Origin of the sequence: Parvimonas parva, from assembly GCF_016552165.1 — a bacterium.
GTDB lineage: Bacteria > Bacillota > Clostridia > Tissierellales > Peptoniphilaceae > Parvimonas > Parvimonas parva.
On record NZ_JACVDA010000011.1, the window covers coordinates 54214 to 69677 of the forward strand.

14 protein-coding genes and 1 pseudogene are annotated in these 15464 nt (G+C 24.8%); all 15 read right to left on the reverse strand.

Going from position 1 to position 15464, the window contains the following annotated elements; genetic code table 11:
• Positions 1 to 222: 222 nt before the first annotated feature.
• Positions 223 to 1071: a DUF5592 family protein gene (locus tag IBJ83_RS04860; RefSeq protein WP_201275601.1), complete on the reverse strand. Its 849-nt coding sequence runs from the start codon at positions 1069 to 1071 to the stop codon at positions 223 to 225.
• Positions 1072 to 1113: 42 nt separating this feature from the next.
• Positions 1114 to 2988 carry a pLS20_p028 family conjugation system transmembrane protein gene (locus IBJ83_RS04865; RefSeq protein WP_201275602.1) on the reverse strand — a complete coding sequence of 625 codons (1875 nt, stop codon included), beginning with the start codon at positions 2986 to 2988 and terminating at the stop codon, positions 1114 to 1116.
• A 66-nt stretch (positions 2989 to 3054) separates the two neighbouring features.
• Entirely contained in the window at positions 3055 to 5853 is a 2799-nt protein-coding gene (locus IBJ83_RS04870) for a type IV secretory system conjugative DNA transfer family protein (protein ID WP_201275603.1), read from the reverse strand.
• Between the two features lie 16 nt (positions 5854 to 5869).
• Positions 5870 to 6136, reverse strand: a complete 267-nt coding sequence (locus tag IBJ83_RS04875; RefSeq protein WP_201275604.1) for a hypothetical protein — start codon at positions 6134 to 6136, stop codon at positions 5870 to 5872.
• A gap of 74 nt (positions 6137 to 6210) precedes the next feature.
• Complete coding sequence (locus tag IBJ83_RS04880) at positions 6211 to 7227, reverse strand: DUF3991 and TOPRIM domain-containing protein (protein WP_201275605.1); 1017 nt, start codon at positions 7225 to 7227, stop codon at positions 6211 to 6213.
• Between the two features lie 68 nt (positions 7228 to 7295).
• Complete coding sequence (locus tag IBJ83_RS04885; protein ID WP_201275606.1) at positions 7296 to 7439, reverse strand: hypothetical protein; 144 nt, start codon at positions 7437 to 7439, stop codon at positions 7296 to 7298.
• Positions 7440 to 7441: 2 nt separating this feature from the next.
• The gene (locus IBJ83_RS04890; RefSeq protein WP_201275607.1) at positions 7442 to 8371 is read right to left on the reverse strand and encodes a hypothetical protein; all 930 of its coding nucleotides are present in this window, start codon (positions 8369 to 8371) and stop codon (positions 7442 to 7444) included.
• Positions 8372 to 8482: 111 nt separating this feature from the next.
• Positions 8483 to 9460, reverse strand: a complete 978-nt coding sequence (locus tag IBJ83_RS04895) for an MSCRAMM family protein (RefSeq protein ID WP_201275608.1) — start codon at positions 9458 to 9460, stop codon at positions 8483 to 8485.
• Positions 9461 to 9508: 48 nt separating this feature from the next.
• Entirely contained in the window at positions 9509 to 10150 is a 642-nt protein-coding gene (locus tag IBJ83_RS04900) for a SpaA isopeptide-forming pilin-related protein (RefSeq protein WP_201275609.1), read from the reverse strand.
• 45 nt (positions 10151 to 10195) lie between these two features.
• Positions 10196 to 11647, reverse strand: a complete 1452-nt coding sequence (locus IBJ83_RS04905) for an MSCRAMM family protein (protein ID WP_201275610.1) — start codon at positions 11645 to 11647, stop codon at positions 10196 to 10198.
• Positions 11648 to 11749: 102 nt separating this feature from the next.
• Entirely contained in the window at positions 11750 to 12220 is a 471-nt protein-coding gene (locus tag IBJ83_RS04910) for a hypothetical protein (protein ID WP_201275611.1), read from the reverse strand.
• Positions 12221 to 12351: 131 nt separating this feature from the next.
• Positions 12352 to 12981, reverse strand: a complete 630-nt coding sequence (locus tag IBJ83_RS04915; RefSeq protein ID WP_201275612.1) for a hypothetical protein — start codon at positions 12979 to 12981, stop codon at positions 12352 to 12354.
• Between the two features lie 198 nt (positions 12982 to 13179).
• Positions 13180 to 14160: a hypothetical protein gene (locus tag IBJ83_RS04920; RefSeq protein WP_201275613.1), complete on the reverse strand. Its 981-nt coding sequence runs from the start codon at positions 14158 to 14160 to the stop codon at positions 13180 to 13182.
• 113 nt (positions 14161 to 14273) lie between these two features.
• A complete protein-coding gene (locus IBJ83_RS04925) occupies positions 14274 to 14489 on the reverse strand; it encodes a hypothetical protein (RefSeq protein ID WP_201275614.1) in 216 nt (71 codons plus the stop codon).
• A gap of 166 nt (positions 14490 to 14655) precedes the next feature.
• Positions 14656 to 15375: pseudogene (locus IBJ83_RS04930) on the reverse strand (ParB/RepB/Spo0J family partition protein); the annotation flags it as partial.
• Positions 15376 to 15464: the final 89 nt, after the last annotated feature.

Below are 15464 nucleotides of genomic sequence, written 5' to 3' on the forward strand. Positions count from 1 at the left end.
AAAAAAAGGTTAGAGTATAAACCCTAACCTTTTAAAGACTTTAACATATTAACCCCTATGCTTTGGTTTACCATAGTCAATGGTAGCATATTTACTTGTCGCCGATATTTCTGACCCCTCGTGCAACGGGTGGAAGTATATGCCACTCCTAGTTCTCATACTACTAACTTATATATATTATACCCTATTTTATGTTATTTGTAAATACTTTTAATATTTTTTCTATATTTTTGTATTCATATTATTTAGTTTACAAACCACTCTTTCTATTTTATCTTTTTCTAAATCTAATAATTTTGTTGAAAAATCTTTTTTGATACTTTCTGTTTGTCTAAGTAAATTATCATATTCATTAGAAAAGATATATAAATAAAATTCCAGGTTATATGTTTCATCTTCTAAAAATTCTAATTCCTGAATTTTTAAATTTAAAAATTTTCTTCTAAAAGTATTTTCTTCAGTTTCTAATTTGTTTTTAAAAAAAGTTATTTGTTTAGAAAAATTACAAGGAAATCTCATAGATACTATCTTAAAATCTTCTAAATATTTTTTATAAAAAGCTGTATTGTCATCTATCACTGCATTTTGTTCTGATTCATTAAGATTTAAAATATCTATTGTTTCTATTTTAAAAATCTTAACAAATTGACCTAACTTTTTGTGATGAATTATATTGTTTTCGTCAATAGAAATAAAGTATTGGTAGTCAAATATATCTTTATCAACATTTTTTATTTTCTTTTTTTTATCTTTTTTTGCCTTTTTTAAAGCTATCTTTTCTTCTATTTCTTCATTTTTTGCTCCAAATGATTTTACAGTATTTCTATTTCTTTTTAAAAAATAAAAAACTGAATGGAGCTTTCTTTTTCCTATATTATCTTCGCTATCTCTTATTAGGTAAATAGCAAAACCCATTCCAAAAGCAACATAAGGTATTCTTAAAAACCATATTAATTTATTTTTAGTAAACCATAAAAGTAATCCTAAAATTGTTAAAATTAATAAATCTTGAAAATAGATAAATTTAAACATCTGCGTTCTTACATCTATTTCTGATATTGTATTGTGCATTTTACACCCCTTTCTCCATTAGACAATTTGTCTAATGGATTTTTATCTTCTTAAATTATCTTTTCTTTGAGAGCTGTTATTTCTCGTAAACATACTACTTCTAGTTTCTCTATTACTTGTCGTTCTTGTACTTCTTGTAGTATTTGTAGTTTTTTTATTAAAACTTTGTCTATAACTTGAATTACTACTTCCCAAAGATTCGTTATTCCTAAATCCACCACCTCTATTATTGTTTGAATTAGAATTATTGTAGCCACCATTTCTACTTGAATTACTTGAATTACTTGAATTATTTGAATTATTGTTATTTTTTAAATTTTGAGAATTTTTAGACGAAATATTTACACCTGTTTGTTTTATTCTCTTTAAATTATCTCCAGCCCTACTACTACCTGATTCTCTGTTATTTCCCTGTGATGAAATTTTTGAAGTATTATTTGAGTTTCCTTTATCAAAATAAGGGGAATTTTTAGAAAAAGTATTCTTAGCTACTTTACCAACTCCATTTTTGAATCCTCTTGAAACAGAATTGTGTGCTAATTTTCTAAAAATACCACCTGTCAACATCTTCATTTGATACATTGTTTGTAAAGGAGAAAATCTTGACCCAGCTCCACTAACTCCAAGCACTCTTTCATAAATTCCAGCTCCAACAGTCGCAATCGCACCACCTACTAAAAATATTAATTTTACATAAAATGGTATTTTTAAATTAGCAACCCAAATCATAAAAAAGCTATAAAGTGTTATTAAAAAGTGCATTCCAATAATCATAGTATAAGAATTTAAAACTTCTTTTATTACAGCTTTTATTCTTTCTCCAGTAACTATATCTGAAGCAAAAAATAAAGGAGATAATATTTTTAAGGCAGCCAAATTAAAAATTGCTCCAGCCTGTTTAATTCCACTTAAAATATATACATAAGCGATAAGTAATAAATATGCCGTTCCTTGCCAAAAAAGAAAAGTCCAAGAATAATATCCGGGATTTCCTAATAAAGTCCAACCAACTTCTTCGGCTTTATTTCCATTTAGTTTGTAATTTAAAATATCATTTTTATTACTTATAATTCTAGTTGGATTTATTCTATTTAATTCAGATACTGTTAATCCATTAGGATTTTCTAAATCTATCTCTTTTTCAAATTTTTCATTATTTACTCTTTGCATATCTATAAATAAAGTTTTATAGATATTATCAACCGGACTTACTTCAGTTGCATATTCTTTTCCGTCCTCTGTTCGTATCTTTTCGTTTAATTTATGAATTTCTTGTTTAGTCATTCCATTAGTAGAAAAACTATTTATCATATCAAAAGATAATTTTGCTAGACTATTCATTGTGATTAAACTGGTTGGAAAAATCAAAATTAAACAACCGGCTAAAATTATATTAGATACAAAGCCTACTCTATCATCTTTCTTTTGTAATAACATTCTATATCCTATATATACAAAAGATAAAAATAAAATTCCAACTGTAATTGGCAAAACTGTTTTATATATAAAATTTACTTTTTGTGAATCAAAATATGTATTTAATTCAAAAATAGATTTATATGCTTTATATCCAATATCAGCTAAGCGATATAAACCTCTTAAAATTATATATTTAAAATATTGAATTACATCTTCTATTACTCCATTAAAATTTAAGTAATCCGAAAATTTTATTAAAAGTTTTGTCATCTCTGGTGTTGCTTCTTTTATCTGATAATTTACTTCGGGTTTAATTGCTTCAATATCATCAGCAAATGAAATAATAGTAGGTATTACAGTATATAATATAAAACTTAAAATAAAGGTTGTCTTTAAAAGGATTTTTGATTTTAAATTTTTTAATCTAAAAAGTCTTAATGCTTTTAAAGTTTTTAATACTTTTAAAAATTTTAAAAATTTTAAAAATTTACTTTTCATTTTTCTCCTTTCTTTCATTAGACAAATTGTCTAATGCTATTGATTAAAAAAGAAAAAAGGTATGATTTATTCCTCATACCTTAATTCATCTAAATTAACCGGTTCTCTATAACCATATAATTTTTTTAAAATTGTATTGATATTATTTCCCTGTGGGAATGTATCTAAGAGATATTTATATCTAGGCTTATAACTTGTTTTTCCTGTATTATATATTGCAAAAGGTTCAATCTTTCGTCCTTTTAAATCTGTTCTTTTCATAAGACGAATGATTATACTATCATCTTCAGCAAGTCTAAGTAAATCTTCAGGCTTTATAAGTCTATTATCTTGTGTTGTATCTGTTGAACTTTTTGATAAAATATCTCCAGTTTCTTTTTGTAATGACGTGGAAATAATTGTCTTATTACCACAGTTAGCCGATATTTCTTCTCTTGTATCTTTATCATTACTTAAAAGATAGATTGTATTACCACAGTTTTCTTTTATTATCTTTCCAGCTTCCTTATATTTTTCCAGTTGGCTAAAAGATTGTATAGCAAAAGTTAAAAGTATATTTCTTGATAAAGATACTGTTACCATATTATCCATATCATTAAATAAAGGCATATTACCAAACTCGTCCATATCAATATATACTCTCCTATCACATTTTTGTTTATCTGATAGGTTCGCCTTTTTTGCTAAGATAAAATAAAGTTGTGATATAAAATATGTTGCTAAAATATGTCTTGATTTGTCAAAATCAGGAATTATTACAAAAATAGCTGTCGGCTTATTTTCTCTTACCTTTTCTATCTTTATATTTTCTTTAGTGAAAAATATTTCATTTTCTTCTTTTAAGTCTTGTAAAAATGTATCTTTTCCATTTGAAGTTAAGAAAAATAGATTTTCAATTTCTCTAACCACTTCTTTAAAATTTAAAGTTTCATAAGTCTTAACTTCAAATCCTTTATTTTTTTCTAAAACTTTTTCTATAAAGAAATCATAAATTCTTTTTAAAGTTCCATTCTTAAAATTCTCTATTGTTAATTCAATATTTTCTTTGAAAACAAAAGGTATATGATAATCTAATTCCATTTTTAAAGTTAAGATACTTACTTCATCTATATATTCTAAAAATCTTTCTGTAATTAATTTCATTACAATTTTTTCATCAGGACTTAAATTGCTTTCATTAAATCTCTTTAAAGGATAGATTCCAACTGTTTTAAAAGCATTCTTTTCTACTACTTCTAAAACTTTTTCAGCAATACTTTTATATTCTTCATCTTCTATTAAAGAAAGAATTGTATTTCTAAACTTAAATTGTAAATTTTCTTCAAGTTTAAATTTTTTAGAAATATTAAATTTAAAATTCAAAGTTGCTCTTTCAGGATTATTTATATATCCTTTGATATAAAGAGCTTTTAGAATATCTTTTAAGGTATCTTCTTGTAGAATTTTTTGTTCTTCAGCTATTTCTACTTCTTCTTTAGTTAATCTATCTTCAAAAGTACTTTTCATTTCAAAGATTAATTCTTCTGTTGTAAAAAGTGATTTTTTAGCCTTTTCTCTTAATTTAAAAGATAATTTAAGTTTTAGAGCTTCTAAGCTTAAAAATGATTTTTTTATTATATCTAAATCTCTTTTATTAAAAAATGTTTCTTCATTTTTATAAAAAAGTTCTATTTTTTCTTTTTTTAATAAATGTTTTAAAAGATAATTTTCTAAAACTATTTTACAGTTATATAATTTATCTGTATTAAAACCAACATTTTCTAATTCTACTGAATTAGAACTTGTCATCTGTGCTATATCATTCATTAAAAATAACATTAATTTACTTAAAGCTACTGATAATACACTCATTCTAGTTTTTCCGTCGCTAATCCTAAATGTTGAAAATTGTAATCTTCCCTCTGATGAAGTCGGTAAACTATCTATGTAATCATTTAGCTTATTCTTTATGTTATTTTTGTCTTTTCTATCATCATCTTGATTTTCTACAATGAATTTTACCATTGTGTACATTGTTATTTTTTCTTCTTGTTTTTTCTCTATAAATTTTTCTGATAGAGAAATTATTGTTCCATTTAAAAGTGATATACCGGCGTCAGACCAATAAGGGTCTTTTTGTGCTTCTTTATCATTTTTAAAAATTGAGTAACTAAGTGTATTACAAAGTGATACTGCTTCAGGATAATCTCCACTTTTTAAAGCGTTTTTTACTAAATTAAGAGGATTCCAGTACATTGATTTTGTAGGCTGTAAAAAATTTAAAACTTCTACATTGTAACCTCTTTTTTGTAAAGTTTCTGATGTTGAAGATGAAAATTCTCCTTTTGGGTCAAGTGCTATAATAGACGGTTTGTCTTTTGCTCTTGACCTAATATCTATATAAGGGAATAAAACATCTTCAGCTTTTTTACTTCTTGTTGTCCCGATTATTAAATTGTGAGTTGACCCGTCATCAATATATATTTTGTCTTTATATCTACTGATTGGAAAACCACCAAAACCAGGTACTTCTGTATCTTTTTCATCTATTTCTATATATTGTTCTTTTATCTCTTTTAAGCTGGTAAATCTACTTCGTCCTTTTTCTTCCATATCAAGAGCTTTAAATCTTCTTTTAAATTTAAAGAACGAATATACTATAAATATTATTGCTAAAAGGTAAATATAGATAAAAGGCTTTTCAAATCTAAATTCAAAAATACCTTTTACTATATTAAATTCCGGTCTAGGCATAAATTTTCTAGTATATTTTATATAAAGTATAAGATACCTTAAAAGATATACAATAATATTAGAAAATAAAAAAGAGATACCAATGTATAAAGCAAAAGCAAAACCCTTTAATATCTCTAAATTTCTTTTCATTTTCTTATCCCTCTAACTAAAATCCCTTTCCAAATATAGCTGTGTATATTTCATTGACTAAGTCTTTTGCTAAGACTACTATAACTAATCCAACAACTCCAACTATAAAAGTTATTTTGGCATTTTCTTTTCCTTGTGTTCCCCCAAATAAAAGTTGAAAACCACAAATTAAAATACAAATGAAAAATAGTCCAACTGCAACTACTGTTGCTGGAGTTCCAAAAGAAAATAAGAAATTTTTTATACTTTCTGCAACTCCACCCTGTAAAAGTACCATATCCATATATAAATCTCCTTTCTTTCATTAGACAATTTGTCTAATGCTTTTTATTTAATAAAAAAAAGAAATAGAATTTTTTACATTTCCATTTCTTCTTCATAATCCAAATATTCATTTTCTTGCTCTAAAGAATTTTCTTCTTCAAATTCTTTAGCTTCTAACTTTTTTTCTTCATCTAACACTTTCTGTATTAAATAATCATTTACATCTTTAAAATTTTCATAAAGATATGAAAAACTTTGAACTTTATAACTTTCTTTAAAGTTTTCTTTTAGTCTTTCAAAACCCTTTTTTCCTTTATCATCATTATCTAACATAAATAACAATTCTTTAACATTTTTATTTTCTTCTAAAAAATGGTCTATTGGTACTTCTGTTATTCCTGATAAAGAAATGTATGAAAAATCATTTAAACTACCCTTTTCTTTTAAAATTGTCATTACACTTAAAACATCAATAGGTGATTCACAAATAATTAATTTATCACTCTTATTATTTATATTAAATGAATATGCTTTATCAGAACCCTCAACTTCCCCTTTAAATCTCTTATTAGTTATAGTTCCATTAAAAGCACAATATTTTGCTTTTCCATTTTTATCTTTCCCTAGAAAACAAATATTGTGTCTTTCATCTTCTCTAATATTGCCAATTTTTACACATTCATCTACTATTTCCTTATCTATTTTTCTTGTTTTTAATAAATAAGCATAGGTTCGTTTTAGGTCTTTATTAAATTTAGGTAACTTAAAATCTTTTCTTTCTATTTTTACTTCTTTTTTATCAAAAGAATTTTTTTCAAAAGAGGTATCAAAAGAAAAACTGTTATTGTTATATAAAAAATTCATCGCTTCTTTAAATTCACAATTTCTAACTGTTTCTACCAAATTTATAGTATTATTCATTTTTTCTCCTGCAAGAGAAAATCTACAAAAAGTATTTGATTCAGGATATATTCTTAAACTGCTGATTTCTTTAGTTCCATAACAACGTCCCATTTTTACAAGAGTTAATCCTAAATCTCTTGCAATATCTAAAATTGGTATATTTTCAGCATTTTTTATATCTTCTTTGTTATAAAACTTCTTTTCCATTTCACTCTCCTTTCTTCCATTAGACAAATTGTCTAATGATATTTTCATTGATTAAAAAAAGAAAAAAATTAATTTTTTATTTGCATTTCAAGTTCCTTTTTAAATCTCAAAAGTTTTTCTTTTCTTTCCTTTACATATTCTAAATCTAAAGTTTTTTTGTTTAAAAATTTTTCTCTCATCTTTATATCCTTTTTTACATTTTCTAAATTCATTTTTAAAACTCCATTTCTTCATCTAGTTCTAAATCATCAATTTCAATTTCTTCAAAAGTACACTTTTCAACTTCTTCATAAAGATAATCAAAAGCTCCTTTGTTTGTTTCATAAACGTCGCCTATATCAACTCTGATATGTTCAGTTACTTCTCCATTTTCAATATGGTCAAAATAGAATTTACGAAATCCATTTTGACGATATTCTTCTTCATCTAAAGATTTAATATCATCAAGTACTTCTTTTGTTAAAATTTTTCCTGTATATCTTTCATGTCCGTAACTTTCAGAAAATTCTATAATCCAATAATTTTTTAGTTCTCTTTCCATTTCTTCTAAAAAATTTTCTTTAAATTCTATTAAATTATTAGTTAAATTTTCATTGTCTTGAATATCAACTTCTATTTCAGCTAAATCTTTATATTCAATTTCTTCTTCGATGAAATCTAAAATTCTTTCCATTTTTTCTTCAGAATATATTTGAATTTCATCATTTCTTATAAGGTCTTTTAGACTTTCTACTTGTAAATCTTTATAAAAATCTTTTTGATTTTCATAAATTTTATTACTTATATATCTTTCAATTCCAATTACTCCTAAATAATTTAATTCAAAATTATCAGTTATTTGAAGTCCACCAGTTTTTCTTAAATAATCCACTATTTCTTCATCAAAAGCATACATATAATCATATTGTGTAGTAATCCATAGATGATGAGTATTATCCAATACTTCTGAACTTATTTCATCAAATATATAAAAATCTTCTCTGTCTTCAACTTTTTCTATAATCATCGATTTTAAATTACTAAAACTATCTTCTAAATTATTATTTATTAAATATTCCTTATCAGGATTGCCATATAATCCTATTTTATAATTTAAAAATAATTTTTTATTTAAAACATCTAATACTTCTTTTTTATAATCCATAAAACCACCTTTCCATTAGACAAATTGTCTAATGATATTTTCATTAATTAAAAAAGAAAAAAGAGTAGCTTAAAATATATAAACTACTCTAATATCTTTAAAATTATCTTTCTAGTTTTCTTCTTCAGCTTTTTTCTTTAAGCAATAAAGACCAAAACCTAAAGAGCCGATAGTTGTAACAATAAACATTACAAAATTACTTGCTAAGTTTGTTTTTGGTATAGTTTGTATTTTATCGTTATATAAGGTTTGTTCAATCTTTGCTCCGTGTTCTGTTACATTTATTTCAAGATTTTTTTCTGCTTTTACATAACCCTCTGGAGCTATTGTTTCCTCCAAAATATACTTTCCATAACGTAACTTAACTTTAATTTTTCCACTCTCATCTGTTTTTCCTCTAAAAACTTCTTCTCCCGTTTCGGCATTTTTTATAACTACTTCGCAACCAGGTAATGCTTTTTTGCTTATAGTATCTTGTTTAGTTAAAATATAATCAGCAGTTATAGGCTCATTCCAAAAGACTTCTTCAATTGTAACTCCGTTTTCTGTAACCTTTATTTTCCCGTACTTATCACTTTTAACATAGCCCTCTGGAGCTATTGTTTCGTGATAAATCCATTCTCCGTAACTTAAAGTTATTTTGATTTTTCCGTCTTTATCAGTTGTAGCAGTTTTCTTTTCCTTAGTCTTTGCATTTTCAAACTCAACTGTTGCTCCGGGTACTACTTTAAGATTTATAGTATCTTGTTTTGTAAGTTCTACATTTCTTTCAATCTTTTTATCTATTATTTTAATTTCTTGTAACTTTCCGTCTTTAGCTACTTCAAAGGTATAGTCATCTGCTTTTTCATAACCCTCTTTTGCTCTCTTTTCTCTTATGATGTACTTTTTACCTGCCTTTAATTTCCCTATAATCTCCTCAGGCTTATCTTTTGTAGTAAAAGTGTGTACTACCTTACCTTTTACTTCTTTATCCTCTTTAGCATATGAATTTTCACCAATTCCAAGCAAAATACAACTTGCTAAAGCTAAACTAAAAATTTTCTTTTTGTTAAGCCTTATTTTTTTAAACTTTTCAAAAAATTTCATAATTTTTTATCCTCTCTTTTGTATTTTCATTTATTAAAAAAGAAAAATCTATTCTTCAACTTCTACTATATCAAACTCACAATCATCTAAAATCTTATCTTCAGTATCACTACCTGTTTTTGTGATTCTAACCTTTGTTGTATCATCTTTCATTACAACTTTTTGTACTTCTGCTGTTTCTGTTACTGTAAATTCTATTTCACTTGCTAAAACATGTCCGTCAGGTGCGATTTCTTCGATAAGTTTATATTTACCTGGTTTGATTTTTGTAATTAAATGAGGCTTATCTCCACTTGTCCACTCATCAACAGTTTTTCCTTCACTGTCAACTACTTTTAGTTTTGCACCTGGTAATTCATCATCTCCTGTTATTCCTTTTTTAGAAATTTCAACTTTAGTAAAATCGTTCACAATCTTTATTTCTTGCATTTTTCCATCTGTTCCGACTGTAAATTCTGTATCTTTTGCCCTTACATATCCGTCCTTAGCTTTCTTTTCACGAATTATATACTTTTTACCTGCTTTAAGTTTTCCGATTAATTCCTCTGATTTGTCTTTAGTTGTAAAAGTGTGTACTACCTTTTCTTTTTTCTCATTTTCAGCCTTTGTAAAGCTCTTAGCACCTACTAAACTACCTAATCCCATAATAGTAACAAGACTTAAAGTTAATATTTTTTTACTTAATTTCATATTTAAATTCTCCTATCTTTTTATTTTTTTATTTTTTTATTAAAATTATTCTTCAACTTCTATTATTTCAAATTCACAATCATCTAAAATTGTTTTACCGGTATCAGTACCTGTTTTTGTGATTTTAACTTTCGTTGTATCATCTTTCATTGTAACTTTCTTATTTTCTCCAGCTTTTAAAATAAAGTCAATTTTTTCAGATATGATATATCCATTTGGTGCGATTTCTTCAATAAGTGAGTATTTGCCCTCATCTAAATTTTTAACAACGTGAGGAGTTTTTCCACTTATCCACTCATCAATCTTCTTTTCTCCCTTTAAAAGTTTAAGTTTTGCTCCCTCAAGCTCTTTTTTGCCTGTCATATCTGTTTTACTGATTTCAAGAGTAGATTTAGCTTTCTTATTTACAAATTTAAGTTCAACCTTTCCCCCATCTGTAACCTTAAATGTTTTAACTTCATCACTTTTTACATAAGGATAAGGTACACTCTTTTCTCTAACATAAACTGTTCTTCCTTGTATATTCCAAGTGTCCCACTCTGTATATCCATTTCCATCTGTTGTAAATGGATATACATATGAAGATTTAAAATCTTTACTATAACACATTTCAAAAACTGCACCTTTTATTTTTTCGCCATCTTCTCCAACTTTCAAAACTCTTGCTTTTGTAGGTGTTTTTTCTACTTCAAGATTAACCCTATATTCAGGCGGGTCAAGATTTAATCCTAATTTTGCCACTGTTTGACTTCCTGATTTTTTATATATTAATGTTAGTTCATTTGCATTTTCAAAATTTTCTGGCAATTTTCTAAGTAATATTTCTCCACTATTAAAATTCTTAATTGTAATTTTAATATTCCCGTTTTCAGCCCATACTGAATGTCCTACATTTTCTATAACGTGAGAACCTGAAATTTTACCTTCTCCGTTCAAAGTAATAGTTTGTCCAACTTTTCCTTTAACTGTTGTTCCACTCCAAGACGGAACTGATAAAAAAATATTTATTTTGTTATCAATATTATTTTTCCAGTTTCTGTAATCTCCGTTTCTGTCGCTTGCCCCATTTGATGAACCGACATTTACCGAATATCCTAATGCTTCCCAAATAGCAACTTGTGTATAAACATAGGATTTATCATTCTTATTTGACAGAGCATATCCGTAATGATGTATCAGTTCAATTTTCTTTTGTGTTTCTTTAGACATAATTTCTGATATATTTCCCTTATTATATCCTGAACCCACAACTAATTCCATTTCAGGATTAACACAAAATACTTCTTTGCCGTTAATCCACTTTCTGTCAAATTGTCCCCAAGATACATTGGTTTTGTAATAGTAACCCTGTATCCAGTTCTTAGTCGCATTTTCTGCCCTTATTCCTTGTGCAATCGCCAAAAAGCTGAGTAAAAAAGCTAAAGCAAAAGCACCTGTTCTTTTTAACTTGCTTGAAATTTCAAAAAACTTCAAGACTTTTTCTTTGATTTTTTTCATAAAAAATCTCCTTTCTTTTTTTAAAATTTTTATATATTTAATTTAAAATATATCTAATTTTTATTGATTAAAAAGAAAAAATAAATGTTTTATTCTTAATTTTTAGTAAATTTTAAAAATTTCAAAAATTAAAAATATTATTTTTTCTGAATAAATATAAAAAATCATACCAGCAAAAAATTTTTCAAAACCTTTTTTTAATCTTCTCTTATTTTCACTTGAATATACATCGTCAAATATCATAAATACTGTCATAACTTCACAAAACATATTTAAAGTATAAAAAAGAAATATTCCTACTCCAAAGAAAATACATATTCCTGTTTTTAATTTTTCTAAATCAACTAAACTTTTATCTTTTAAGCTATATATGAAAACACTTAAAACTGATATTATAACTATTAAAAACCCTATATATTTAATTAAATATTTAAAACTATTTTTTAGAAAATTAAATATCAAATTAATAATTTTGGTATTATAATGCTTTTTATCATTTCTATATTCTTTTATCATATCTTTAAAAACCGTTTTTATTGTATGTTTTTTTACTTTTTCAGCTTCTTCTTTCATCTTTTTACACCCCCTTTCTGCGTTAGACAATTTGTCTAATACAAAATTTTTTATATAAAAAAATGAGAAGCTAATTTTTAACTTCTCATTGATTTATTTTTATTGAATTTTAAAGAATTTTTTAGTTTTAATTATTTTAACCAGTCTATACTATAGCCTTTTATTCCATTATGTTTTACCGTTAATATATAATAACCTGTTGTACCAGCAGGACTTTTTGCAGTCTTTAAAAAGTTGATAACTTCTGCTCTGCTTTTGAAAAAAGTTCCACTGTTACCTAATGTAGTTCTATAATGTTCCTCAACTTCTACTTGCCAACTTTCCGTTCCTGATTTTTCATTTTTATTATTGCTACTGTTATTACTGTTGGAATTTGAATTGGTATTTGAGTTGTTTTTATTAGAAGATTGTTTTGTTTCTTCTTTTTTGCTTTCAGCTTGTTTTTGCTCTTGTTCTTTCTTTTCTTCTTCAGCTTTTTTTACTTCTTCTTTTTTCTTTTCTTCATCTTCCTTAGCCTTTTGTTCTTCGGCTTTAGCAAGTTCTGATTTTTCTTTTTCCTCTTTTTCGTTTTTAGCCAATTCTTCCTTTTGCTTTTCTTCAGCTTGTTTTTGTTCTTCAAGTTTAGCTTGTTCTTTCATATTACTTGCTCTATTACTTGCATAGATTCCACCACTTAAAGCTAATACTAAAGCTAAAGTTCCAGCACCAACATATAATCTGTTTTTCTTATTTTCAAAAAACTCTTTTAAATTCATTTTCATAAAATTTCTCCTTTCTTTCATTAGACAATTTGTCTAATACTTTTTAATATAACTTTTTTCTAAAGTTAAAACATATTTAAAAAATATTGTTTTTGGTAATATCGTTCTAATTGTAATGGCAATTATTTTTTTTATTTTCATTAGACAATTTGTCTAATGCTATTATTGATTAAAAATAAAATACTTTTATAAAAAATTTTATAAATTAAAATAATCAACTTTTTCTTCATTACTACAAAATTCTAATTTAATTTTTTGTTTGTAATCAATTTTCTTTATTTCTTCAACGACTCTTTTTATTGCTTTCATTTTTTGTTTATATTCTAAATTATTATTTATATCAACTTCAACATATATACTTAATATATCATCTTTTATATTCAACAATACATCTTTATATTCTCTAAAAATAATTCCTATTTCTTCATGAATTAATGAGAATCTAGTATTATGATATTGTTGTAATTTTTTATTAATCCTATCTTTTATATGTTCTTCTATTTTTATACTCAATCCATATACCAATTTTTCAGAATAATTTTTTTCTTCACTTGATATAACTTTTTTTAAATCTAATATACAAGAATATATATTTTCTTTTTCAAAATCACAATAATATTTTGTTAAATCTTTATATCTTTCACTTAATCCACTTTGTAATTCTTTAGCTGTATTATTATTTCTTATTGTTTTAAAAATAGCTTTTACTTTTTTACCTATATAAATATCATAATCTTCTTCATTTAATATTACAGGAATAAAACAGTTATTTTTTTCTATTACAACTTCTTCGTTTGAAAAATTAAATCTATATGGACTTTCATCTCCAATATATAAAAAAGCTATTTGACGTCTTTCAAATATAGGTAAAGCTAATGGTTTTATAGAAAAAGTTATTTCCTTTTTTCCATTTTCTATTTTTATATTTTCATCAACCATTTTTTTCCAATGATAACCATTAGGACTATAAATATATCCATATTTACTTAAATATCCACTAACAATTATTTCTTCATTTGCTAAAATTTCCCTATTATTTAATTTTTCTAAAACATCTTCTACATTTATTTCTTTTTGATAAAGTATTGTCTTTACATCGCTTGTTTTTTGCAAATATTCTTTCATTTTTGTATTTTCTAATAATACTTTAGTAGCTTCTAATATTTTATAATATTGCATTTATATACTCCATAATCTAATTTATTATATTATACCATATTATACTACAATATTGCATTATTTTTTCCTTTCCTCATTAGACAATTTGTCTAATGAATTTTTATTTTTAACAACTATTTTTCAGACCTTTCTATTTCATAAACGTCTGTTATAAAATTTTTATTTATAATCCTTTTTTTATTTTTAATATCTGTAATTTTAATAAATGAATTTGTATCTTCTGTTAAATCATCAAAAAATTTTATTAAACTTCCCTCAACTATGATTCTACGAACACCTTTACATTCATCATATAATCCACTATTTATATTTATTATAACTTGTTTCATCTTATTTCTCCTTTTCTGTTTTATAAATTTTAGCTATTCTATCTTTAAGATAAAAAATAGCTTTATCATTTTCTATTGAAATTTTTTGATATGTATAAATTTATTACTAACCATATAAAAACTATATTCAATACCAAACTAATATAAATTAACATATCTAACCTCATTATTTAATTATTTCTTTATTTCTTAAAATATCAATTATTTCTAACCATTTTTCTTTTTCTAATCCAACTTCAGTATAAAGTTCTTCAACTTTTATTTCATTAGACAAATTGTCTAATGGCTTTTCTTTTTCTGTTTTAAAGAATGTTTTTTCTAAGTTTTCATCACTTAAACCCTCATTTTTTAGAAAAACAATTTTTTCAGCTGTTAGTTTTGTAAAAGATAATTGATTAAAAAGAAAAAAGTTATATAAATGATTTTGTTCTAATTCTGATAATTTAGTTAAAGCAATATATTTTGTTTGATTCAACTTTTTTAAATCTACTAAATTTTTAAATTCATCTATCAAAAAATTAATTTTTAAAATTCTTTCTATTGTCTTTGATGAATATTGTGTATCTTTTGCTAATTCTTCATATACATTAAATTTTTCTCCATTAGACAATTTGTCTAAAGCATAATTTTTTTGTAATATTTTCTTTTTTACCAAATAAGCCTTTGCAAGTTCACTCTGTTTATATGAGTGTCTTTGATTTAAGTTAGAATTTATTAATTTTATTTCAGCTTCATCATCTGTTAGTTTTTGAATTATACAAGGTATTTTTTCTTCTCCATTTTTTTGTAAAGCTAAAAATCTGTGCCTACCACAAATTAAATCATAGCTTTCATCTTCCAGCATTCTTACAATCAATGGATTGTCTAAGCCATTTATTTTTATATCTTCTGCTAAAGAATCCTAAATTGCAAGAATAAATTAGCCACATAAAAATAATTCTCTAGGTGTTTTGTAATTGAATATTTTTTTAGGAT